Genomic DNA, 22377 nt, shown 5'->3' with positions numbered 1-22377 from the left:
GAGAATGGAATTTCAGACAAACATCGGTGTATCAAAATCAGACAAGATTTATGTTCATGGCTATGATTTGACAGAAGATTTAATGGGACAGATCACGTTGGCGGATATGGCATTCCTAGGAGCAGCACACCGGAAGCCTACCCAGAATGAATCAAAGATGTTGAATGCATGCATGGTTGCCATATGTGAACATGGATTTACGCCCAGTTCGATTTCCGCACGTTTGACCTATCTGGGAGCACCGGAAGCTGTGCAAGCTGCAGTCGCAGCCGGATTGTTGGGGGCGGGTTCAGTCTATCTAGGAGCCATGGAATACGTTGCTCAAATGCTTCAAGAAGCGTTGCAAAAGTACGGTGCCGATTGCGACAGAAAAGAGGTCGCCAAACGAATCCTGAAGGAACGTGAAGAAAAAGGACTGCAAATGCCAGGGTTCGGACATCCGATTCATAGACCTGTTGATCCACGCACTGAAAAATTGTTTGCATTGGCAGAGGAGCTAGGGTTTGCCGGAAACCATACGGCTATCATGCAAGAAATTCACGAACAATTCAGCACGAAAAAAGGCAAACGGATCACACTAAATGCGGCAGGCGCGATTGGAGCTGTGCTGTCGGATATGGGGTTGCACTACAGTGTCGTGAAATCATTTGCAGTCGCGGCGAGGGCCGTCGGACTAATTGCCCACATTGTGGAAGAAATCGAATCCGGCAGGAAAGATTGCATGGCACAGAAGCTATACGACTTTGTGGAGGAGAACACCCTCTACACCAATCACATACCAGACGAAGTGAAGTAGTAAACCGACGTCACGGTAAGAAGGGGAGCGGATGACATGAGCGTTACATTCAGCAGTGAAATAGAAGAGCTGCGCAAAGCTGTGAGGAGTTTTATCAGCGAGAAGGTCGAACCAGTCGCTGATCTTATTGAACGCGAAGATCATATACCAGTTCAAATCATGGATATGTGCAAAGAAGTGGGATTGTTTGGCCTGAGCATCCCAGAACAATACGGCGGACTCGGTATTGATATGTTTGGAAAATGCGCCATTTTTGAAGAAGTAGGGAAAACAAGCAATGGGTTTACGACCGTCATTGGTTGCCATAATGGCATCGGTTCTGTAGGGATTGTCGAGATGGGCACGGAGGAGCAAAAACGAAAATATTTGCCGCGTATGGCTACCGGTGAAATGATTGGCGCTTTTGCTTTAACAGAACCAAGTGCAGGTTCAAATGCGACTAATTTAAAGACAAGGGCTGTACGAAAAGCAGACAAGTTCATCCTGAATGGCTCCAAACATTACATCACGAATGCGCCCATCGCTGGCATTTTCACGGTCATGGCTGTCACCGATCCTTCCAAGGGAGCAAAAGGGATCACCTCCTTTTTAGTCGAGAAAGATTTCCCAGGCTTCCAGATCGGAAAAATAGAAGAAAAGATGGGCTTACGGGGCTCCCATTCGGCTGAGATATTCTTTGAAGATTGTGAAGTGCCTGTAGAAAACGTCCTTGGCCATGAGGGAATGGGCTATACCAATGCTCTTAAAATTTTGGCGAATGGACGGGCGGGATTGGCAGCCAGAAATCTCGGTTCTTGCCAAAAACTACTGGATATGTCTATGAAATATGCGATGGAGCGCATCCAATTTGACAAGCCGATTTTTGAACAACAAATTATCCAGCACTACTTGGCAGAAATAGCACTGGACTGCGAAACACTGCGAGCGTTTACGTATCATGTCGCATCGCTCGTTGATCAAGGCAAACATGTAATCAAAGAAGCCGCGATGGTGAAACTGTTTGCCTCCGAAGTCTATAACCGTGTGGCAGATAAAGCGGTACAAATACATGGGGGGATCGGATACATCAAAGAATACCCGATCGAGCGTTATTACCGGGACGCCAGAATTACTAAGATTTATGAAGGCACCTCGGAAATCCAAAAGAACATCATCGCAGGTCGTTTATGTAAGGAATACTCGTAATCAAGTGAAAAGAGGGAATGCTGGATTTGACCAGCGACATTTCAGAGCCCGGCGTCATACAAGACGAAGGGCCATTTTTTATTTGACTGCGATTTGTTATCAATATTTTTTATTTTCAGAATTATATATTGTTGTTTTTTCATCTGCCGCTTATAATTCTACTAGTGCGCAAACTTCATATCCATATTTTTTTGAAGTGTATACTTCGAAATGAAACCTGAAATTGCTTTCCTGTTTGTAAGAAATGAACCTAAGGAGGCATGACATGAAGATGAATGAGTGGGAAGCGTCGTTTGAAGCATACGTCCAAAGGCTGATGGATGATTTTCAAGTCCCCGGTGCAATTATTGCCGTAGCCAAAGACGGAGAACTCACTTATGAAAAAGCGTTTGGTTATCGGGACCGTGAAAAGCAAGCTCTCATCGATCTGGATACGGTATTTGGCATCGGGTCAATTACGAAGTCGTTTACATGCATGGCGATCATGCAGCTTCAGGAAGAAGGAAAGCTTTCCGTGCATGATCCGGTTATCACCTATTTGCCGGAGTTTCTCACACCGGATGAAGCCCAAACGAAAAGGATCACCATTCATCATTTCATGACACATACACTCGGATTTCCACCACTTCCATCTCTCATTCCCGCAATGCTACCCAGCTTACAAGCCGATCCGACAGCAGAAAAATTACTTCACCAGTTTGAAGCGCAATGTAAACACCCAATCGATACCTTCGAAGACCTCATGGCATATATAGAGAAGCTGCCCTTTGAATTGTTGGGACCTGCTGGGACAGAATTCAGCTATTCGAACGAAGCTTTTGGCTTGCTTGGGGCGATTATTGAGCGTGTCAGCGGCAAACCATACGAAGCCTTTGTCCAAGAGCATATTTTACAGCCACTTGGCATGGAACGCACGGTATTTCATGTGGAGGAATTAGGCGAGGACGACAATACTACCATGCTGTACACACGGCGCATGAATGATGGAGTTCGTGAAGTAGTACGTGCCCCTGGTTGGTGGGATGCACCTTCCATGCGTGCTGCAGGCTTCCTCAAATCGTCCGCACGTGACATGCTTCGGTATGCGGATGTTTATCGGACAGGCGGGCTTTCAAATGGAGCGAGAATCATCTCGGGAGATAGCGCCTCCCAAATGACTACGCCTCATGTCCGTATTGACTTGAGCCGCAGCTATGGTTACGGACTCGGCGTGTTTCCATTTTCCGAAGATTACACCTTACTTACCCATACCGGCGGCTTAAAAGGGATGACCGCGCAAATGTTCATCGTTCCAGAGGCGGGAGTAACCGGCATTCTTTTGACCAACATGGATGATGCCCCCATTTCCAATCTGACATTAGGTTTGTTGAACAGCATGTTCGGTCGCCCGCTCGAGACGCAGTTCGCCACGTTTTCCGATTGTGAAGTGCCGCTTGCTTACTTGCAGCAATGTCCCGGTACATATAAATCCGGAGAAGGAGACGTAGTAGAGATCAGATTCGATGAAGCACAGAGACAGCTCGTACTCGTTCTAGGCAGTGATGTGTTCCCGCTGCGTTCTGTTGGCGAAGATACGTTTCTGTTCACGCGTCACAACGTCGATTCACTCATCCGCTTTGTTCGCCAACCAGACGGTGAGATCAAGCGCTTGTCGTTGGGATCGCGCCAAATACCGAAAGAAACCTAATCAAAGATAGGGAGGTAGTTTCTCATGAAGGTGTTTATTTCGTTGGACATGGAAGGGATCTCTGGACTAAGCGAATGGGAGGATGTTATCCCCGGACGCAGACATTACGAAGCGGGGAGAAGACTTCTGACCCAAGATGTTAATGCGGCAATTGAGGGTGCACTGGAAGCAGGAGCTACCCAAATTATCGTCAATGAATCTCATGGACCGATGAACAATATCATTCTGGAAGAATTGCACCCACAGGCAGATGTCATCCGTGGTTTTTTCAAGCCTCTCTGTATGATGCAGGGGATCGACAGTAGCTGCGATGCCGCATTTTTCATCGGTTATCATGGAAAAGCGGGTACAGGAGATGCGGTACTCAATCATACGTTGTCTGGGCTCGCTATCCATCGGCTTATCTTAAATGGCAAAGAAGTGGGCGAAGCAGGTTTAAATGCAGCAATCGCGGGAGCCTTTGGTGTTCCTGTCGTACTCGTTACCGGAGATTCCCAAACATCCAAAGAGGTCGAAGAAGACATCCCTGGAGTCTTTACAGTCGCTGTGAAGACAGGAATAACGGGACTCTCGTCGCAAGCGATGCATCCCGTTCGTGCGAGAGAGTTGATCCGTCAGCAAGCAAAGGAAGCATTGCTCCATCGCAGTACAGTGAAACCGCTCGAGCAAAGAGTAGAGAATACGATAGAAGTAGAGTTTACGAAATCACAATTTGCCACAGCAGTCAGCTGGATGCCAGGAATTGAACTCATCGAAGGACGGACGGTACGCTTCCATTCGCCTGATCTTGTTAGCATGATGCCCGTTTTGCAAGCGATGCTATTGGTAACGGGGCAAGTGAATCGGATGATTACTGGTTAAGTAAACCAAAAATGCAGCTCCTCATCACGAGGATCGCTGCATTTTTTTCGTTTTAGTTCAGAGGCTTATGGCTTTTCAAATACGCAAGGGCATTATATATCATTTCGGCTGCCTCTTCACGCGTGATGTGCTTTTGCGGATGAAGCTTGTTTTCCTTATCCAATTCGATAATATCTCTTGCCAAAGCTCGTTGAATGGAGCCTTGGTAATCTACGGTGAGTTCATGATTATCTTGGATTTCTACCGGTACTAGTTTGATCATGGGCAGATTACCCTTGGTCTCCATGACTCTCATTAGCTGGTGAATGAACTGCTCTTTCGTCCATTCTGCATTCGGATCGAGATCAGCTGGTAACTCCAATCCGTTCGCAGCCGCTATGATCAGACTCTCTGCATACCAAGCATTGTTATCTGCTTTGGAAAAAAAGTCAGTGGCTTGTGGCGCCTTTACAAAACGGATCGCTGCCAGACTCAAATCAAAGGCATTTACAATCAGTTGAACACCTTGAGCAGCCGTTATCGTTTCGTTAGGGGCAAATTTGCTATCATCTACGCCTTTTATCACACCTTGTTGCTGTAAGGCAAGAATTTTATCTTTCGCTCCCGAGTGGGCAAGATCCGTAAAAGGAGTCATTGCAGCTAAGCTTGGTTGGGCGAAAGACACAGTTAACAAAGCAATGATAGAAAGAGACATCATATTTTGTCTGACATTCATGGTAGTCACCTCGTCAATTTTTGAAGTTTCACTCCATTTGACGAGGAATAATTGACAACGTTTCAGTTTTCTTTCGCACTCCTTTTACAACAAAATGATTTAAGGAAAATTTTATTTTTTGCCCACGATTTCATTTATCATTGCCTATTATCATCATATTGAAAAAGAATAGTGTTTGAACCATGGAGGAAAAGGAAATGAAAAAGCAATTTCTCTTACTAAGTATCCTTTTATTGCTACTGGGTTATCCATTTTTGCACTCTCTTGTAGAGGACGTATGGCAAACAGAGCCGGATGCTACAGCTTTCCCGAAATACAAAGAGATTCGCGTTGAACAAGACCAGATTTATCAGGGCGATCTGTTACTGGTCAACAAGAACAATCCGATCCATTCAGAGGCGGTGCCATCCGATGTGATCCCTCTGTCTTCGCACAAATATTTAGTGGAGGGCTATCGCTTGCAAGACAATTCCATTGAATTGTCTGAGAACGCAGCGGAGGCGTTCAACGAGATGGTCCATGCAGCAAGCAGTGACAATGTAAAGCATTTTATGATCAAAAGCGGCTATCGAAGCTTGGGAAAACCGGGAAAACTGGCTGAAGAGAAGGGACATGCCCACGATGCATTGTCAGATTGTTTTCACGAACATCATCTGGGTACAGCCTTGGACGTTACATCCACACAAATGAAAATCGACCAATCCCCAGAAGGGAAGTGGCTACAAGAAAACGCATGGAAATACGGGTTCATTCTGCGCTATCCGAAGGAAAAGGTCACAATTACTGGTGTTCCTTACAATCCTATGCATTACCGATTTGTAGGTTTGCCGCACAGCGCCATTATGCAAGAGCGTCAATTATCTTTGGAGGAGTACGTGAATAGCTTGCGGGAGGCCAAGGAAGTGTCAGGGACGATAAATGGTGGTGACTACAAAATTTATTATTATCCAGTGGCGACTAGTATCATGATTCAAGTGCCTACCAATGGGAAGTATGTGCTTTCTGGCGACAATCAGGGTGGTGTCATTGTAACAGAGTTCTTGTAGTTTGCTCATTCTTTTACTCCCACTTCCTTCGTCACGGCGAGGGAATCAAGCGTTAGTTTTAAGAAGATGATGAAAAAAGACTGCTGAAGTGCTCAGCAGCCTTTTTTTGTTGCGCCCCAGAAGATGATTAAATCACACGTCTTCCAAGCTCAAAGCGTTTTTCCCAGGAAGTCCCTTTGAATTTGGTTGTCGTAACTCCCGGCTTACCATACGTATGCAGCAGCTTATTGTCTCCAGCGTAGATAGCAACATGGGTAATGCGAGAAGAAGAGCTACCGTAGCTGCGGAAGAAAACGAGGTCTCCTTTTTGCAGCTGATTCTTCGAGACTTTTTGACCGACTTTGGACTGTTGACGTGAGTCTCGCGGCAGACTTACTCCGACCTCTTTAAACACTCGCTGTGTAAAGGAAGAGCAATCAAATGTACGTGTTGTTTTTTTGCTCGAACCAAATTTATAAGGTACGCCTTTATACTTCAATCCTTCTGAAATGACCTGATCGGCAATGTCGGAAGAGGAAGCAGTGTTACTATCTGACTGTTTATTCTGATTACTAACAGTAGTACTTTCCTCATTGGCTGTCAGGTCGATATTCGTACCATCTTGCACCATTTGATCAAATTGCACATTTTCAGCCTGTTGATTGTTCTGATCGTCAACTGACTGTTGATCCAGATTTTGTGTAGTTGTGGAGGTGAGACTTGTCTCAGAAGCCGCGTAGGCTTGTCCGTTCATGAGAAGAGAAGTCCCCATTAGAATAGCTACGACCGTAGTAGTTGTACCTTTCCAGTTTCGCTTTGTCATGATGTTCCCCCTTCTGAATGGTTGATCTTGTTGTGTGTTTCTCATCCACGCTCTTATCGTACAGAACAAAACTAAGATTCCCGGTAGAATTTCATGAGAGTTTCCTGAGAAAACTGTTGGTAAGATATTCAAACGGAGATGATATACATGCCTACACCAGATGGAAAAGGCTATTTGCTACTCGTGGAAGATGAGCATAACTTAGCAAGATACTTACAGTTGGAGTTGGAGAATGAAGGGTTTTCGACGGATATTGAATACGATGGGCTTTCTGGATTAGAAAAGGCACTAACGATTGAGTACGACCTCATCCTCCTGGATGTCATGCTGCCCGAATTATCGGGGATAGAATTATGCCGACGAATTCGGGAAACCAAAGATGTCCCTATTATCATGATCACGGCTCGTGGAGAGGTTCCGGATATCGTGACGGGATTAGACAGTGGAGCAAACGACTACCTGGCAAAGCCGTTTGCAATCGAGGAGTTGTTCGCCCGGATTCGGGTCTTATTGCGTCAGCGGGAATCAAAAGCGAACCAGGAGATAGTGGTTGGCCGATTGCGTATCCAGCCCAACGCGCGGCGAGTGTTCCTCGATGAAGAGGAAATCATGTTGACACCGCGCGAATTCGATTTGCTTTATTATCTGGTTCAAAACAAGGAGCAAGCGGTCTCGCGAGAGCAAATTCTCACAGCCGTTTGGGGTTTTGACTTTATGGGGAATACCAACATCGTGGATGTGTATATCCGGTATTTACGGAACAAGATTGAAAGTGATCCATCCGTCAAACTGATTCATACCGTGCGAGGAATTGGATACACACTACGAGATTAAAGGAGAACGCAGTGCTTACACATCGCAGATACTCACTCAAATGGAGACTCACGCTGTTTTTTAGCTCCGGGATGCTGGTCTTGCTTCTCTTTTTGTCTATATTTATTTTTTTCAGCACCTCTAATCTCGTCCATCAACATGAGCAAAAATTGCTCAATCAAAAGGCAACGGCCATTGCAGCCGATTTGAAAACAGAAATCACCGAAGAAGCATCGCTGACCATTACCTATTTGACGCGTTTGTTAACGAATTACGCTGACGTCAATCAATTCATAAACATCAGCGACCAAAACGGCAAGGAAATCGCTTCGATACAGGGAGCCAATTGGACAAAAGAGCCGGAAGACTATTATGAAAGGACATTGGTCGCAAAAGAACCTGTGCAGCTGCCGTTTACATCGGAGCTTTTGTTTGTGCAAATTTCTACTACGACAGAAGCGCTGGAATGGTATTTTTCCATCTTGCTCACGATTCTTTTCCTCTCTTCCTTTTTTACCTTGCTACTTTCGGGGATTGGAGGCTATTGGTTGAGTAACTGGGGACTTAAGCCTCTCGATCATCTGATCCAGCAAATCCATTCCATTTTCCCTCAACGTCTCTCCCAACGAATTCACCATCATCACGTAGAGACTGAAATCTACGAGCTAATTCATGCCTTTAATCTGTTGTTAGATCGTATGGAAGAAGCAATGGTCTATCAGCAGCGATTCGTCACAGATGCATCTCACGAGTTGCGTACACCGCTCTCCATTATTGAAGGGTATGTAAGTCTTCTGCAAAGATGGGGGCAGCACAAGCCAGAAGTAAGGGACGAAGCACTCGCTGCTGTTCAACAAGAGTGTAAACGACTTTTCAAACTCATTGATGACCTGTTGGCGCTAGCCAAATTGCAGCATACCTCACAAGTAGGCTCAACGAAAATCGTGCAGCCATTGACCCCTCTGTTACTTGAAGTAAAGCAAGCGTGGGTACCCATTTTCCCTCCACAAATTAAGCTGCTTTTTGAATGGGAAGAAGCTCTTGTCCTTTTGATGGATCGGGAGCGGATTCGACAGCTATTGGACATCCTTTTGGACAATGCACGGAAATACACAGATGAAGGTCAAGTGAAGGTACGAGCATATGGGGACGAAGAGGCCGTGCACATTGTGGTAGAGGATACAGGGATCGGTATTCAAGCAAAAGAGATTCCCCACCTTTTTAAGCGATTTTATCGTGTGGACAAATCCCGTACACGAAAAAGGGGAGGTAGCGGGATCGGTCTGGCCATCGCCCAAGCGATTGTCGCAGATCACGAGGGAAGCATCACTATTGCTCCTTCCGCGGAAAGAGGCTTGATTGTTCATGTTTTGTTGAAAAAAGCAGGAATGGACTAACGACAGGAATGAATACCGATGGGGCTCTGTTCGTTTGCATTTTCCTAGAAACAGGTCAGATCGGGCGTGCGTGTATTCCAGAGCCTTCGTTTCTTATCGTGATTCCCTATGATAATCATAGGGAATTTGTAATTGTTCCGAAAGAAGGTCGCTCCTATAATAAATTACGTAGCAATGCTACATAAAATCAATAGGAGCTGATTCCAAATGTTGAAAGCCATTTTTTATCATGCAGGTTGCCCAGTATGTGTAGATGCAGAGCAAGTCGTCCTTGATTACCTGGATCAATCAAAGATCGATCTCGAAATTGTTCACCTTGGTACAGAGCGGAATCGCCTTGAAGAAGCAGAGAAGGCTGGTATTCAATCAGTACCTGCTCTCGTGATTGGCGGAAACGTCTACCACATTAACTTTGGGGCAAGCTTGGAAGATGTGAAAAACGGCTAAATGAGAAAAGGAGGTGCTTTTGAGGCGCCTCCTTTTTCCTCTGCTTTTACACGACCATGTTTCCATTTACAATGGATAGAAGAATGGAACATGGAAGGTAAGGTAAGCTCATGATGTTTGATCCCCAACAACGTAAGGAAAATCGCTCAGCCCGTATCATGATGGCGCTATTTCGTATGTCCCAGGCGATAAAAAAGGTGACCCAGGCAGAGAGTGATGAACAGGGATTGTCACCCGTACAAATTCAGGCGTTACTGTTCACTTTGTATACGAGAAGCGACGTGGCTTCCATTGGTAACTTTGCTAAAGCAATCGGAACGACGCATGTGACAGCTGTTAAGATCATCAATGGGCTCGTAACAAAAGGACACATGACGAAAGTACCTAAAAAAGAAGATCGTCGAGTGACCTTGCTTCAACTGACTGCAAAAGGGGAAGAAGCTGCATCAAGCCTTGAAAAATGGGGGTATACACTGGAGGAAGCCCTTCATTCTATTCCAGATGAGATACTGGAAGATTTTGAGAACGGGCTCGGCTCCGTGATAACAGCAATGCAAAGACGTGGCCATCTCGTTGTAGCAGAGCCCTGTCTAGGGTGCATTCATTTTCGGCCGAATACAGGCGATTCCACTACACCCCATTATTGCTCGTTCATGGAAAAGTACCTCACACACGAAGCATCCTTGAAAGAATGCCCCGAGCATATTTCCTCTGGGAACAACTAAATAATGATAGGCAATACCTATTGTAATGATAACAACTATGCTATTGAACAATGATTTGCCCCGTCATAAACTGATCTTGACCTCCGCATCAGCGAACATCATCACGCTTTACTGTGGCAATCAAGTGCTCCATAAAAACGCGGCTTGCTGCACACAAATACTTGTTTTTCCGGTAAACGATACCGATTTGTGCCGTGATAGTGGGCTGTTGGATCGGAATTGTGCGAATCCGTTTATCATCGAGATAGTCGAGGTAGCCTTTTGAAAGTACTGTGACACCGACACCTTGTCCGACCATATTCGTAATCGATTCCATTGTGGTCATCTCTAAAACAGGCTGTGGCGAGAAGCCCAGCTCCTGGCACTTTTCATCAATCAACTGACGCAAAAAGTACGTGTTGGGCAATAAAATGGAGGAGGTTTCTTTTAATAGCGCAAGCGAAACAAATGGTTCCTTCGCGATTGGATGATCCACTGGTACTGCTAGGGCCAGATTTTCTGTAAAGAGTGGAATGGTTTCCAGATCGTCATGTTCCATCGGCAAAAAAACAATGCCGAGATCGAGTTCGTTTTTCAAAAGTCCTTCATAAATATCACCTGTTCTTAACCCGAAAATAGACAATTCAACCTTTGGATAACGCTGGTGAAACTCGATAACAGTAGGCGGGAGCAAGTAATTGACAACTGTCAGCAGTACGCCAATTTTTAAAGCGCCTCTGCTTAAGCCTTGCAGCTCACTAATGGCTGCACGTGCCTGTGACAACTCATGAAACACGTTATAGCTATGGTGAAGCAATGTTTTGCCTGCTTCCGTCATAACCGTTCGTTTGCCTACACGATCAAATAAGGGCATGCCGATTTCATGCTCAAGCAAACGGATTTGCTGACTGAGTGAAGGCTGCGCAATGCCCAATTTCTCGGCTGCGCGAGTAAAGTTCAACTCCTGGCACAGTGCCATAAAGTATTCTAATTGCTTGAGCTCCAACGACCATCCCTCCAGCGATTTATGACCTAATAATAGGATTTTCCTATCATTATAGAACAAATCATTATCAATTTATATGGATGTAGGGCACAATGCATATTCCATGAAAGAATGAGGTGATCTCTTGTGAATATCGAAATCCTTTCCATAAATGTAGGGAAACCCAAACAGGTACAGTATCAAAACAAAGAGGTTTCTACCGGCATTTACAAAGCCCCGACCACAAAAGCTCTTTATTTATCCTTTTTGAACTTGGAGGGAGATGGGCAGGCAGATCTTGTCCACCATGGAGGGAAGGAAAAGGCTGTATGCGTCTATCCGTATGAGCACTACCCATTTTGGGAGGCTGAATTACAAAGAGAGTTGGCAATCGGTGCATTCGGAGAAAATCTGACGATCCGTGGGTTAGTAGAAACGGATGTTTGTATCGGTGATACCTTTCAGCTAGGGGAAGCGGTCGTACAAGTTAGTCAACCGAGGCAACCCTGTTACAAATTGTCTGTACGATACGGCGTACCTGACATGCTGCTAAAGGTACAAGAGACAGGCTATACCGGCTTCTATTTTCGCGTGTTGAAAGAAGGGCTGGTATCTCATTCAGATGTTTTGACAAGGCTCTCTCGCCATCCAAAGGCAATAACGGTGTCGTACGCAAACCGAATCATGCATCAAGAGAAAGACAATATCGCTGGCATGAAAAAGCTGTTGGAAGTAGAGGAACTGTCCACAAATTGGCGAGCGACCTTTACCAAACGATTATCTGGCGTGGAAATTGATACCCGTGAAAGGCTGACCGGCAACCAATCGCAATAGACGAAGTAAGAACCATCTGAAATTGCTCTTCAGGATAGTTACCTATCATCAGGTAGCCACATAGGCTAAAGGGTAAATCCTATACACTGAAGAGGGGATGGAGATGTACAACAACTCTTACTATTACTATCAATGGCACTATCCCATGCTTGCCAGCTGGAATAACAACCATTTTCACTATGGATGGAGTCCTCATTATTACAATGGGAACCATGCAAATTGGAATAGAAGCCGAAATCCTTATCAGCGTACCATCGAATTAAGAGATTATGGACCAAAGCCGTTTGTCGTGAATATTGAGCAAGCCACAAAGCAAAACAACGCATTCCGTACGGCATTATGGACAGGGAAGCACTTGCAGGTGACGCTGATGAGTATAAATGTTGGAGACGACATTGGTTTAGAAAATCATCCGAATACGGATCAATTCATCCGAGTGGAAGAAGGTCAGGGACTTGTTCGGATGGGGGATCGCAAAGATCATTTAGATTTTGAACAAAGAGTCAACGATAACGATGCCATCATGATCCCTGCGGGTACATGGCACAATGTTATCAATACGGGTAATACGCCGCTTAAAGTATATTCCATCTACGCACCACCTCATCATCCATTTGGCACCGTTCATGAGACGAAAGCCAGTGCCATGGCTTCTGAGCAAAGCCCTGAATAAGAATCGAGTCGATAGGAAATGGTACCAGACATCACAGAAACCACCTCTAGGATTGGTCAGGTGGTTTTTCTGTTTGATACCTAAGAAAGGTTAACCGGGTATCATGATCGATGCCGTTCCTTTTTAAGGGGCGGTATTTTTTTTAGTGGCATAGATATTTTCTCAAGGATATTTTCAACAAGCATAGAATATTATCATTATTCACAATCTTCGTTTAAGGAAGGTATAAACATATGGATAAAGAAACTCAGCGAATCGACCTTAGACAAGAACAGTTCAATATGAAAGAGCTGCTTCAGTCACTTGTTGAAACGACTACGGACGCGATTTCAATTAGGGATATGCAGGGTAGTATACTTTTTGTGAATAGTGCTTTTGAAAAAATCTATGGCTGGACATATCAAGACCTCTTGAATGACCCGTACTGTCTTGTACCTGAAGATCTCATTAACGAAACAAAGGAAATTTTCCACGAGGTTAAATATGAAGGAAAAAATATTACGGGCTATGAGACCGTGCGTCAACGAAAAAATGGCCAGATCGTGCAGGTTGGTCTAACAGCTTCCCCTATAAGAGATCGAGAAGGAACGATCGTAGGCACTTCCGTCATCGCAAGGGATATTACGGACCGCAAAATGGCGGAAGAGGCTCTCGTGACAAGCGAGGCAAAGTACCGTATCCTCGTAGAAAATACAAGCGATGTGATTTGTCAACATGATGTACACATGAATAATCTTTTTGTATCTCCTTCTATCGAGCACCATTTGGGATACACACCGGATGAATTTCTGCAAACGAATAGTTTTGATCTCATTCACCCCGATGATGTGAAAATCGTGCAAGACCTGCGTTACTTACTCTCCTCGAATCCCCAAAATGTACAAATGGAGATCAGAATACGCCATAAAAATGGATCGTGGGTGTACTGGGAGTCGCGTTGTGTTCCGATCATGTCTGAGAACAAAGAGGTCGATAGCTTTTTATTCGTTTCACGCAATATCACGGAGCGAAAACAGTCTGAAGAAGCTTTGCGCAAGAGCGAGGAACAGTATCGATTCATTGCCGAACACACAGCAGACTTCATCTCCGTGATTGATAAGAATGGTCACGTATTGTATAGTTCACCTTCACATCTGAAGAAATTAGGGACGAGCCAAATTATCATTGGAAACATACATCCAGAAGATGCATCACTCGTTTGTGAGCGATTTTCCACTATGCTTCAATTCCATATACCTATTACATGTGAGTATCGATACAAACTGGAAAACGAGAAATGGATCTACCTCGAATCAAAAGGAATGCCTTTTTTCAGTTCGGATAGTGAAAGACAATATTTCATCAACGTTACACGTGATATTACGGAGAGGAAGCAAAATGAAGAACTTCTCAGGAGAACAGAAAAGCTGTCCGTAATTGGTGAATTGGCTGCAAGTATCGCGCACGAAATAAGAAATCCGCTTACGTCATTAAAAGGCTTTATTCAGTACTTGCGTCCAACACTATCAGATGGCGTCATTTATACAGACATTATGTTGGCCGAGCTAGATCGCATCAACTTTATCGTGAGTGAGCTGCTTGTATTGGCTAAACCGCAAACTCTGAATGTGAAACGGATTCTTTTACATCCTCTCATTGAAAGTGTGGTAAAGTTTCTCGAATCAGAAGCGAATCTAACCAACATTACGATCAACACCATATTCAGCCATATTCCGATAGCGATTAATGGAGAGGAAAATCTAGTAAAACAAGTCTTTATCAATATTTTGAAGAATTCTCTGGATGCGATCACGGCGAATGGCGAAATCAGCATAGAAACCACATGCCTACATGAAACCCACGTGCTGATTCGCTTTACCGACAATGGATGTGGCATTTCCCAAGAATTGCTACCTAGACTCGGTGAACCTTTTTATACCACGAAAGAGAAAGGAACAGGCTTAGGTTTACTTGTCAGCAATAAAATAATGAAAGATCATAAAGGCACCATCACCATCTCAAGTGAGATCAACAAGGGTACCATCGTGGAAATCATGTTGCCCATTTCGAAATAGGAAGGTGATCCTAGTGAATAATTTAATCGTTGCCAATAAGGTAACATTCACCAAATCCCCACCTACGTGTGCTGAAAAATCCAGAATTTTTAGAGGGGGAGAAAATGATGTGGAGGAAGCTACTACTTCATCCGCTTGCCGTTCGATACAGTGTGTTTATGATCGGACTTGCGGTCATGGCGTTTGGTATTGGCATGACGATTGAGGCTCATTTAGGTGTTGCACCGTGGGATACACTGCATATCGGATTACAGAAGACATTTGGACTGACCATCGGCATATGGTCGCAAATCGTGGGAGCCATGATCATTCTCGCTTCCTACATCATTGGCAAGATCCGGCCTAACGTGGGTATGTTTTTAAACATGTTTTTCTTCGGGCTGTTTATTGACTTATTTATGTGGCTGAACTGGATTCCTACAGGAGAGACCGTTATAGAACGAGCCATTTTGTTTGCTGTTGGTCTGCTCATCTATACGATCGGCACGGGCATGTATATTTCACCGCGATTGGGAGCCGGTCCACGTGACAGTTTTATGTTAGCTCTACATGAGCGAATGGGATGGGGCGTCGGTAAAGTCAGGATCGGTATAGAGTGCACGGTCATGGTGTTGGGCTTGTTGCTTGGTGGGCCCGTTTCGGTGGGAACCTTTGTGACGGCCCTTGCGATCGGACCACTGATCAAGCAGTTTATTCCGATGTGGGAGCGAATCCTGGCAAAACCGTACGGAACGGCTTAGTCCAGAGAAAAAGAAAAAGGGTGCTCAAATGGAGTACCCTTTTTCACTTTGTTGCAGCTTGCGTTCAGCTATATAAGAAGCGATTCCTAAAATCAAACCCAGTGATACGAGCACAGCACCGACCCACGGGAGGGCGGTTATATCCAGATGAGTAATAACCCATCCGCCAATGAAAGCACCAGCTGCATTGCCTAGATTTCCGGCAGAATGACTGGAGGTAGAAGCAAGCGCTGGTGCATTCTGAGCGAGGTTCATCACACGTACTTGCAGCCCTGGAAATACAGCGAAAGAAGCAGCTCCCCATAGAAAAATGGTCAATACGGCAGCAATTGGACTATATACGGTAAACGTAAACAGCGTGAGAATGATGCATATCGTAAAGTAAAGACCGAGTATGGAAGGCATCAGCTTCCAATCCGCAAGCTTTCCGCCCACGATATTTCCGATGGTCACTCCAAAGCCGAAGAGGACAAGAATCCACGTTACATGATACTCAGCAAAACCGGTGATTTGCGTCAGCAGTGGCGTAATATACGTAAACACGGTGAATAGACCTGCGTTGCCTAGTGCTCCAATAAGGAGGTACAGAAGGAGCTTGGGCTTGAGAAGAGCGGTAATTTGCCCAGTGATACTCCCGGTGTTTTCTTGTCGCATTTTTGGGACGAAAACGAGTATTCCGATCAGTGCTATGACTCCCATGATCGCAATAGAGCCAAATGAAGCTCGCCACCCCATATGTTGACCGATAAAAGTCCCCAGAGGCACACCAATAATATTGGCGATCGTCAGACCTGCCATCATAATGGAAACGGCTGCGGCACGTTTGTCAGGACTTACAAGACTGGAGGCTACAACAGCCCCAACTCCAAAGAATGTCCCGTGTGTCAAAGCGGTGATCAGGCGTGCTCCCATCAATAAGGCGTAGTTGGGAGCAAAAACAGAGATTCCGTTCCCGAGAATAAACAGAACCATGAGTAGACAGAGTAACTTCTTTTGGGGAATTCGGTGAGTGAGGACTGTCAGTATCGGTGCACCGATGGCTACCCCTAGCGCATACATGGTAATGAGTTGACCCGCAGATGAGATACTAACATCCAAATCCGCTGCAACATTCGGCAGCAGACCCATAATGACAAATTCCGTCATCCCAATGGCAAATGAGCCTACGGTAAGAGAGAGCAAAGAGATAGAAGACTTTTCCTTGTTGACCTGTTTCTTGGTAGTAGTGTGAGATAACGCCATGAAGTCAATACAACCTTTCTGCATTATGAAATCCCGTTTGTGGTGCGGGTAAAGATTACCTGTTCCATATAGTTAAGTCAAGGTATTCTTTTTACGCATATATTTAAAAAGCGGCAATTCCTGCAAGAAGGAATTACCGCTTTATTCGTTATCAGGAGAACCTTTGATCATCCATCCGGCATTCGCATTATGTCAGAAACCCAATAAGATAGGGGAAGGTACCTATTTGAAACACTCCCTCTGTCTCTTACGATTGGATAAAAACAAAACTTGTAGCTTGGAGGACCAATAATGGATCAAAGTCCGACTTATTCTGAACGCTCTGGCGATGAAGGGAAGGCGATGGATAACGGTTATCTGAAGCAAATCTTCGACCACTTGCAGGACGGGATAATTCTCATGGATCAGGAACGAAAAATTATGGTGATGAATCCATCCGCAGAGAAAATGACCGGTTGGAAACGAGGAGAAAAGGTGCCATTCTGCTCCTACTGCCAAAACAGAGAGCTGGAACCGGGAGAAGAACGATGTTATTTGCTCGCCAAACGGGAGGTTCCCTATTTTCTTTCTGCGATGCCCACGTATGAAGGGCGGTACGTCGACATGGAAATGAGCACGGCGGTCATCTATGAAAATGGTGAACATAACATGCAGGATGTCCTTTTAGTCTTGAAAGATATGACGGTCAAGAAAAAAGAAGAGGAGGTCAGAATCTCCAAGCAGGTGCTGCAAAAAACGCTAGAAGCCCAGGAAAACGAACATAAGCGCTTGGCCCAGGAGCTGCACGACGGCGTAGGACAATCCTTGTATTCCGTTTCGGTAGGCATTCAGGCGATTCAAGCGCGCCTCAACAAGGAAGGGCATTTCCGGGAATTCATGCAAGAGATCGTGAATGAGCTGGAAAAAGCGATACAAGACGTCAAGCTCTATTCTCTACAGCTGCGTCCGCATAGTCTCGATCAATTGGGGCTGATTCCTACAGTACGGCATCTTGTTTCTAGCTTGAACAAAACACATCAGGATGTTTCCATTACCTTTTCCTACAGCAAGGTTAGCGATCATTTTCAGCCAATCTTGGAAATCAATTTGTACCGTGTGATCCAAGAAGCCTTACATAATGCACTGAAATACGCGAAGGCGACACTCATTGAAGTCATCTTGTACAAGGAAGACGACCAACTGACTTTACTAATTCAGGACAACGGAATCGGATTTGTTCGCGATCAGGTGCAGGTTGGTCTGGGTCTGAAACATATGGAAGAACGGGTGGATCACATGGAGGGGACTCTTCAGATTCACTCCGTGCTCCACGAAGGTACATCGATCAAGGTAACGGTAGTGGGTAAGGAGGGAGAGCAGAGTGATACGAGTGCTTTTGGTTGATGATCACACGATGATTCGGAAGGGATTGCGTGTGCTTCTCGAAAGTTACTCTCAAATTAAAATTGTCGGAGAGAGTCATACAGGGAACGATGCCATCCTTAAAGCCAATCAGTTGGAACCCGATGTGGTGCTGATGGATTTGTCATTGCCGAATGGGCTGGATGGGTTTTCAGCAAGTAATGAGATTCGCAAGTCGAATCCTTTCGTGAAAATCGTCATATTGACCATGCATGACGAGGAGATTTTTGTCCAGAAGGCTATTACCGTAGGAGCCCATGGGTACATTTTAAAAAACAGCCATGGTGAGCTGCTGTTTCAAGCCATTGTGGAGGTCTACAAAGGAAAGCGCTTTTACAAGACTTCCGTATCGCAAGAGATCATCCATCTATGGCTGAAATCGGATGCTAAGACGATGCCTTCTGTTTTAACGCTACGTGAAAAGGAGCTTGTCAGACTCATAGTGCTTGGCTATACCAATAAGGAAATGGCAGACAAGCTGTTAATCAGTGTCAAAACCGTGGAGAACCACAAAACGAATATCATGCAGAAACTAGGACTGGATTCCAAGCATCAATTGATCCAATACGCCATAAAAAATAGATATCTCGATCTGGCATTTTGATCGCATAGATCAAAAAGTAGGGGACTTCCCCTATATGGAAAAAATAACAGAGGAATAAACTGAATAGAGAGACTACACCTCATGAACCATCATCGCACGTTTGAAAACGATATCGTCGTCGAAGGAGGAACTATGGCAAAACAAGTTCATTATGCGGTTGTCATCGTGGGAGCAGGCTCAGCCGGTATCTCTGTTGCTGCTCGTATTGTCCGGGCTTCCAAAAGGCTCAAGGGACAAGTCGCCATCATCGACCCCGCGTCCAAGCATTATTATCAGCCATTGTGGACATTAGTCGGAGGGGGTGCTGCGAAAAAGGAGGAATCCGAGCGTGAACTTTCCTCTCTGATTCCCGCAGGCGTCGACTGGATTTGCGATGCGGTCACCATGTTTCAACCGGAACAACACACGCTTCATACGAAACAGGGAACCATCCTCTCCTATGACTATCTCGTTGTAGCTGCTGGTCTGCAAATAGAGTGGGAGGGGGTAAAGGGCCTGAAAGATGCCGTAGGCAAGAACGGCGTTTGCAGCAACTACGCTTACCAAACAGTAGAAAGTACATGGGAAGCTATCCGGAGTTTTAAAGGCGGCACTGCCATTTTTACGCATCCGAACTCACCCGTAAAGTGCGGAGGAGCCCCTCAGAAAATCATGTATCTGGCCGATGATTACTTTCGCAAGTTACATGTTCGCAACCAGTCAGAAATCATTTTTGCATCGGCGAAGGGAAGCATTTTTGACGTTCCCACGTATGCAAATACCCTCAATGACGTCATTCGTCGCAAGAACATCGAAACCAGATACAAGCATAACCTAATGGAAGTGCGGGCGGATACCAAAGAAGCCGTATTCGAGAATCTGGACACCAAAGAGCAGCACGTATGGAAGTATGACATGCTTCATGTGACCCCTCCCATGAAAGCACCTGATTTCATTGCAAACAGCGCATTGGCAGACGCAGGAGGCTGGGTCGATGTCGATCCATTTACGCTTGCGCACAAAAGATTCCCTACTATTTTCGGCATAGGCGATTGCGCGAATCTTCCCACGTCTAAAACCGGAGCTGCTATTCGCAAACAGGCGCCAGTCGTCGAGAAAAACCTGCTCGCACTGATCAATGGTAATCCATTGACTGCCAAGTACGACGGTTATACATCCTGCCCACTCGTAACGGGGTACAACAAACTGGTGCTGGCTGAGTTTGATTACAACCTCATGCCGTGTGAAACCTTTCCTTTTGACCAATCTGAAGAGAGATTCAGTATGTACCTGATGAAAAGAGAGCTGCTTCCCATCCTGTATTGGAATGGCATGCTAAAAGGCTTGATGTAAGACAGTCTTTGAAAGAGAGGGGGAGAGCAACATTTTGAATGACAGGAAGGAACAGAGAAGCTCTGACATGTTTTTAGAGGATTTATCTGATCCAGAAGTTCAGGAAGCGATCACTATATTGATCCGAAAGCTCCCGAAGATAAAAGATACGATCCTGGCAGCCGAAGAGGGACTTGAAGTAGCCACATCGATCTTGCGCGATCAGGAATCAATACGGTATTTGTTCGAGCGAGTAGATGGTCAACTGTCCCGTTTCTTTGTGCAAAAAGAATCGATAGACGCCCTGTTTACTTTGCTTGATAAGATGCCAAAGCTCGTTAAGTATGTCAGCGTTCTCGAACAAGCTGCTGATTTTTTGGAAAGTCTCGGAAAGGATAAGCAATCGCAGCAATATTTGCTCAACGGTATGAAAACGTACATGGCTCCTGTGTCCGCGAAAGTGGAGCATGGAATGGCTGTCTTCCAAGAAGCAAAAGGAAGAGCCGAACGTAATAGCGAACCCGTTTCCGTGTTCACGCTTTACAAGCTCATGAAGGATCCGACCGTCCAAAAGACACTTCGCTTTACCCAATCGCTGCTCGAAGTACTCGCGGAAAAATCAAACAAATAATAGAGGTGTAAAAGGAGGAATGCACGATGTTGTTACGTTACTTTTATGATGAGAAACTGGCCCATGCATCTTATCTGATCGGCTGCCAAAAAACTGGAGAGGCGATTGTGATCGATCCCGCCCGCAATCTGGCTCCTTATTTTCAAGTCGCAAAAGCAGAGGGGGTTTCCATTGTAGCCGCCACGGAAACCCACATTCACGCTGATTTTGTTTCTGGTGCCAGGGAACTGGGCGCAGCTTATCAGGCGAAGCTGTTTTTATCCAATGAGGGTGATGAAGATTGGAAGTATCAATACTTGGATGGTTTGAACCATCAGCTTGTACACGATGGAGATCGCTTTTTTATCGGGAACTTGCTATTTGAAGTCATGCATACCCCTGGTCATACACCTGAAAGTATCTCCTTCCTTTTGACAGACCTCGGAGGGAATGCAGATCGCCCAATCGGAATCTTCACGGGAGATTTCGTCTTTGTCGGCGATATCGGAAGACCGGACTTGCTCGAAAAAGCGGCGGGAATGGAGGGTACGTCCGAGTCAGGTGCAAGAGCCATGTTCCAGTCCCTCCAAAAATTCAAGCAACTGCCGGATTATATGCAGGTATGGCCAGCTCATGGCGCAGGAAGTGCTTGCGGCAAAGCACTGGGGGCCGTGCCGTCTTCTACCGTTGGTTATGAAAAGCTGTTCAACTGGGCGCTGTCACACGCCAGTGAAGAGGAATTCGTCAAGGTACTCCTGGATGGACAACCAGAGCCACCAACGTATTTTGCAGTGATGAAACGCGTGAATAAGGAAGGCCCTGCCTTGCTTAAGGAACTCCCTGTTGTTCAAGAGTTCAACTCGTTTGAACAGGTAAAGGAATCGCTGGAAAACGGACAGATTATTGATACGCGTCCTTTCCAGAAATTTGCGAAGGGGCATCTGGCGGGAACACTTCACATTCCTTTTAACAAGTCATTTGCCAACTGGGCGGGCTGGATTGTCGATTACGATCGCCCGGTTCACTTCATGGCCACCCCAGATGATCTGGACGGGATTTTGCAGGCCTTGCATGCCGTAGGGATTGATTATGTCACAGGCTTTATCGACAGTGGCAAGTTAATGGAAAGGGAAGTGTCTTCGCTCGAGACAATCGAAGAGGTAACACCGTTGGAGATTGCAGAACGGGTGGAAAAGGGAGAAGTACACGTAGTAGATGTACGGAATCTGGCTGAGTGGAAGGAAGGACACATTCCGGATGCACAGCACATCATGCTCGGTACGCTCGCCAAGCGGCTGGATGAGATTCCTCTCGATAAGCCGCTTCTCGTACAGTGCCGTTCCGGTGCCCGATCCGCTATTGCCGCAAGCATTCTAAAAGCAAACGGATTCAAGGATGTCATGAATTTGAGCGGCGGAATCTTGAAATGGCAAATAGACGGCTTGGCAATCGTAGAACGAGGATAAAACG

General features: G+C 45.5%; 22 protein-coding genes. 18 read left to right on the top strand and 4 right to left on the bottom strand.

From position 1 onward, the window contains the following. The first annotated feature begins 4 nt into the window (after positions 1 to 4). The 4 genes from HPY27_RS05955 (at position 5) to HPY27_RS05940 (ending at position 4529) form a co-directional block, all read left to right on the top strand. Positions 5 to 796, top strand: coding sequence for a citryl-CoA lyase (locus HPY27_RS05955; RefSeq protein ID WP_174224566.1), 792 nt, complete (start codon positions 5 to 7; stop codon positions 794 to 796). 36 nt (positions 797 to 832) lie between these two features. After that, the gene (locus HPY27_RS05950; RefSeq protein ID WP_173621815.1) at positions 833 to 1981 is read left to right on the top strand and encodes an acyl-CoA dehydrogenase family protein; all 1149 of its coding nucleotides are present in this window, start codon (positions 833 to 835) and stop codon (positions 1979 to 1981) included. Between the two features lie 265 nt (positions 1982 to 2246). Next, positions 2247 to 3668 (top strand): serine hydrolase domain-containing protein, encoded by a 1422-nt coding sequence (locus HPY27_RS05945; protein ID WP_174224565.1) that lies wholly within the window; start codon positions 2247 to 2249, stop codon positions 3666 to 3668. Positions 3669 to 3692: 24 nt separating this feature from the next. Then, complete coding sequence (locus HPY27_RS05940) at positions 3693 to 4529, top strand: M55 family metallopeptidase (protein ID WP_017248488.1); 837 nt, start codon at positions 3693 to 3695, stop codon at positions 4527 to 4529. A 52-nt stretch (positions 4530 to 4581) separates the two neighbouring features. Here the strand turns inward: HPY27_RS05940 and HPY27_RS05935 are convergent, their stop codons facing one another. After that, the gene (locus HPY27_RS05935) at positions 4582 to 5244 is read right to left on the bottom strand and encodes an S-layer homology domain-containing protein (protein ID WP_174224564.1); all 663 of its coding nucleotides are present in this window, start codon (positions 5242 to 5244) and stop codon (positions 4582 to 4584) included. A gap of 197 nt (positions 5245 to 5441) precedes the next feature. On the opposite strand from HPY27_RS05935, the gene HPY27_RS05930 reads away from it, so the two are divergent. Then, positions 5442 to 6290 carry a M15 family metallopeptidase gene (locus HPY27_RS05930; RefSeq protein ID WP_173621819.1) on the top strand — a complete coding sequence of 283 codons (849 nt, stop codon included), beginning with the start codon at positions 5442 to 5444 and terminating at the stop codon, positions 6288 to 6290. 127 nt (positions 6291 to 6417) lie between these two features. Here HPY27_RS05930 and HPY27_RS05925 read toward each other — a convergent pair whose 3' ends face one another. Continuing rightward, positions 6418 to 7092: a C40 family peptidase gene (locus HPY27_RS05925; RefSeq protein ID WP_017248491.1), complete on the bottom strand. Its 675-nt coding sequence runs from the start codon at positions 7090 to 7092 to the stop codon at positions 6418 to 6420. Positions 7093 to 7239: 147 nt separating this feature from the next. Between HPY27_RS05925 and HPY27_RS05920 the strand changes: the two genes are divergently transcribed. The 4 genes from HPY27_RS05920 (at position 7240) to HPY27_RS05905 (ending at position 10474) form a co-directional block, all read left to right on the top strand. Further along, positions 7240 to 7926, top strand: a complete 687-nt coding sequence (locus tag HPY27_RS05920) for a response regulator transcription factor (protein WP_064199512.1) — start codon at positions 7240 to 7242, stop codon at positions 7924 to 7926. 11 nt (positions 7927 to 7937) lie between these two features. Beyond that, positions 7938 to 9302, top strand: coding sequence for a sensor histidine kinase (locus tag HPY27_RS05915; RefSeq protein ID WP_174224563.1), 1365 nt, complete (start codon positions 7938 to 7940; stop codon positions 9300 to 9302). 207 nt (positions 9303 to 9509) lie between these two features. Then, entirely contained in the window at positions 9510 to 9749 is a 240-nt protein-coding gene (locus HPY27_RS05910; RefSeq protein WP_017248494.1) for a glutaredoxin family protein, read from the top strand. A gap of 110 nt (positions 9750 to 9859) precedes the next feature. Next, entirely contained in the window at positions 9860 to 10474 is a 615-nt protein-coding gene (locus HPY27_RS05905) for a MarR family winged helix-turn-helix transcriptional regulator (protein ID WP_174224562.1), read from the top strand. Between the two features lie 88 nt (positions 10475 to 10562). Here HPY27_RS05905 and HPY27_RS05900 read toward each other — a convergent pair whose 3' ends face one another. Next, a complete protein-coding gene (locus tag HPY27_RS05900; protein WP_174224561.1) occupies positions 10563 to 11459 on the bottom strand; it encodes a LysR family transcriptional regulator in 897 nt (298 codons plus the stop codon). 126 nt (positions 11460 to 11585) lie between these two features. Here HPY27_RS05900 and HPY27_RS05895 point away from each other — a divergent pair, with 126 nt between their 5' ends. From HPY27_RS05895 to HPY27_RS05880, 4 genes are all read left to right on the top strand, one after another. After that, positions 11586 to 12272 carry an MOSC domain-containing protein gene (locus HPY27_RS05895; RefSeq protein WP_174224560.1) on the top strand — a complete coding sequence of 229 codons (687 nt, stop codon included), beginning with the start codon at positions 11586 to 11588 and terminating at the stop codon, positions 12270 to 12272. Positions 12273 to 12375: 103 nt separating this feature from the next. Beyond that, positions 12376 to 12945, top strand: a complete 570-nt coding sequence (locus HPY27_RS05890; RefSeq protein WP_174224559.1) for a cupin domain-containing protein — start codon at positions 12376 to 12378, stop codon at positions 12943 to 12945. A 233-nt stretch (positions 12946 to 13178) separates the two neighbouring features. Then, positions 13179 to 14999 carry a PAS domain S-box protein gene (locus tag HPY27_RS05885; protein ID WP_174224558.1) on the top strand — a complete coding sequence of 607 codons (1821 nt, stop codon included), beginning with the start codon at positions 13179 to 13181 and terminating at the stop codon, positions 14997 to 14999. A gap of 107 nt (positions 15000 to 15106) precedes the next feature. Further along, entirely contained in the window at positions 15107 to 15739 is a 633-nt protein-coding gene (locus HPY27_RS05880) for a YczE/YyaS/YitT family protein (protein ID WP_174224877.1), read from the top strand. A gap of 24 nt (positions 15740 to 15763) precedes the next feature. Here the strand turns inward: HPY27_RS05880 and HPY27_RS05875 are convergent, their stop codons facing one another. Further along, the gene (locus HPY27_RS05875; RefSeq protein WP_174224557.1) at positions 15764 to 16981 is read right to left on the bottom strand and encodes an MFS transporter; all 1218 of its coding nucleotides are present in this window, start codon (positions 16979 to 16981) and stop codon (positions 15764 to 15766) included. 291 nt (positions 16982 to 17272) lie between these two features. Between HPY27_RS05875 and HPY27_RS05870 the strand changes: the two genes are divergently transcribed. From HPY27_RS05870 to HPY27_RS05850, 5 genes are all read left to right on the top strand, one after another. Next, positions 17273 to 18364 (top strand): PAS domain-containing sensor histidine kinase, encoded by a 1092-nt coding sequence (locus tag HPY27_RS05870; protein ID WP_173621824.1) that lies wholly within the window; start codon positions 17273 to 17275, stop codon positions 18362 to 18364. Beyond that, on the top strand, positions 18342 to 18986 hold the full coding sequence (locus HPY27_RS05865; protein WP_017248503.1) for a response regulator: 645 nt from the start codon (positions 18342 to 18344) through the stop codon (positions 18984 to 18986). Before HPY27_RS05870 ends, HPY27_RS05865 begins: the two co-directional genes overlap by 23 nt. Positions 18987 to 19118: 132 nt before the next feature. Further along, the gene (locus HPY27_RS05860; RefSeq protein ID WP_174224876.1) at positions 19119 to 20318 is read left to right on the top strand and encodes an FAD/NAD(P)-binding oxidoreductase; all 1200 of its coding nucleotides are present in this window, start codon (positions 19119 to 19121) and stop codon (positions 20316 to 20318) included. 34 nt (positions 20319 to 20352) lie between these two features. Then, complete coding sequence (locus HPY27_RS05855) at positions 20353 to 20928, top strand: DUF1641 domain-containing protein (protein WP_174224556.1); 576 nt, start codon at positions 20353 to 20355, stop codon at positions 20926 to 20928. Positions 20929 to 20954: 26 nt separating this feature from the next. Next, positions 20955 to 22373, top strand: a complete 1419-nt coding sequence (locus tag HPY27_RS05850) for an MBL fold metallo-hydrolase (protein ID WP_174224555.1) — start codon at positions 20955 to 20957, stop codon at positions 22371 to 22373. The last annotated feature ends 4 nt before the right edge of the window (positions 22374 to 22377 follow it).

This window comes from Brevibacillus sp. HB1.1 (genome assembly GCF_013332445.1).
Lineage (GTDB): Bacteria > Bacillota > Bacilli > Brevibacillales > Brevibacillaceae > Brevibacillus > Brevibacillus porteri.
Note: the sequence above shows the minus strand (reverse complement) of the source record. Positions and strands in the feature narration are given on the sequence as shown.

What these genes read in the sequence shown, in the direction of transcription:
- HPY27_RS05935 (WP_174224564.1), bottom strand. Translation starts at nt 5,244, where the DNA reads ATGAATGTCAGACAAAATATGATGTCTCTTTCTATCATTGCTTTGTTA.
- HPY27_RS05925 (WP_017248491.1), bottom strand. Translation starts at nt 7,092, where the DNA reads ATGACAAAGCGAAACTGGAAAGGTACAACTACTACGGTCGTAGCTATT.
- HPY27_RS05885 (WP_174224558.1), top strand. Translation starts at nt 13,179, where the DNA reads ATGGATAAAGAAACTCAGCGAATCGACCTTAGACAAGAACAGTTCAAT.
- HPY27_RS05945 (WP_174224565.1), top strand. Translation starts at nt 2,247, where the DNA reads ATGAAGATGAATGAGTGGGAAGCGTCGTTTGAAGCATACGTCCAAAGG.
- HPY27_RS05955 (WP_174224566.1), top strand. Translation starts at nt 5, where the DNA reads ATGGAATTTCAGACAAACATCGGTGTATCAAAATCAGACAAGATTTAT.
- HPY27_RS05910 (WP_017248494.1), top strand. Translation starts at nt 9,510, where the DNA reads ATGTTGAAAGCCATTTTTTATCATGCAGGTTGCCCAGTATGTGTAGAT.
- HPY27_RS05880 (WP_174224877.1), top strand. Translation starts at nt 15,107, where the DNA reads ATGTGGAGGAAGCTACTACTTCATCCGCTTGCCGTTCGATACAGTGTG.
- HPY27_RS05850 (WP_174224555.1), top strand. Translation starts at nt 20,955, where the DNA reads ATGTTGTTACGTTACTTTTATGATGAGAAACTGGCCCATGCATCTTAT.
- HPY27_RS05875 (WP_174224557.1), bottom strand. Translation starts at nt 16,981, where the DNA reads ATGGCGTTATCTCACACTACTACCAAGAAACAGGTCAACAAGGAAAAG.
- HPY27_RS05870 (WP_173621824.1), top strand. Translation starts at nt 17,273, where the DNA reads ATGGATCAAAGTCCGACTTATTCTGAACGCTCTGGCGATGAAGGGAAG.
- HPY27_RS05950 (WP_173621815.1), top strand. Translation starts at nt 833, where the DNA reads ATGAGCGTTACATTCAGCAGTGAAATAGAAGAGCTGCGCAAAGCTGTG.
- HPY27_RS05930 (WP_173621819.1), top strand. Translation starts at nt 5,442, where the DNA reads ATGAAAAAGCAATTTCTCTTACTAAGTATCCTTTTATTGCTACTGGGT.
- HPY27_RS05940 (WP_017248488.1), top strand. Translation starts at nt 3,693, where the DNA reads ATGAAGGTGTTTATTTCGTTGGACATGGAAGGGATCTCTGGACTAAGC.
- HPY27_RS05920 (WP_064199512.1), top strand. Translation starts at nt 7,240, where the DNA reads ATGCCTACACCAGATGGAAAAGGCTATTTGCTACTCGTGGAAGATGAG.
- HPY27_RS05860 (WP_174224876.1), top strand. Translation starts at nt 19,119, where the DNA reads ATGGCAAAACAAGTTCATTATGCGGTTGTCATCGTGGGAGCAGGCTCA.
- HPY27_RS05905 (WP_174224562.1), top strand. Translation starts at nt 9,860, where the DNA reads ATGATGTTTGATCCCCAACAACGTAAGGAAAATCGCTCAGCCCGTATC.
- HPY27_RS05890 (WP_174224559.1), top strand. Translation starts at nt 12,376, where the DNA reads ATGTACAACAACTCTTACTATTACTATCAATGGCACTATCCCATGCTT.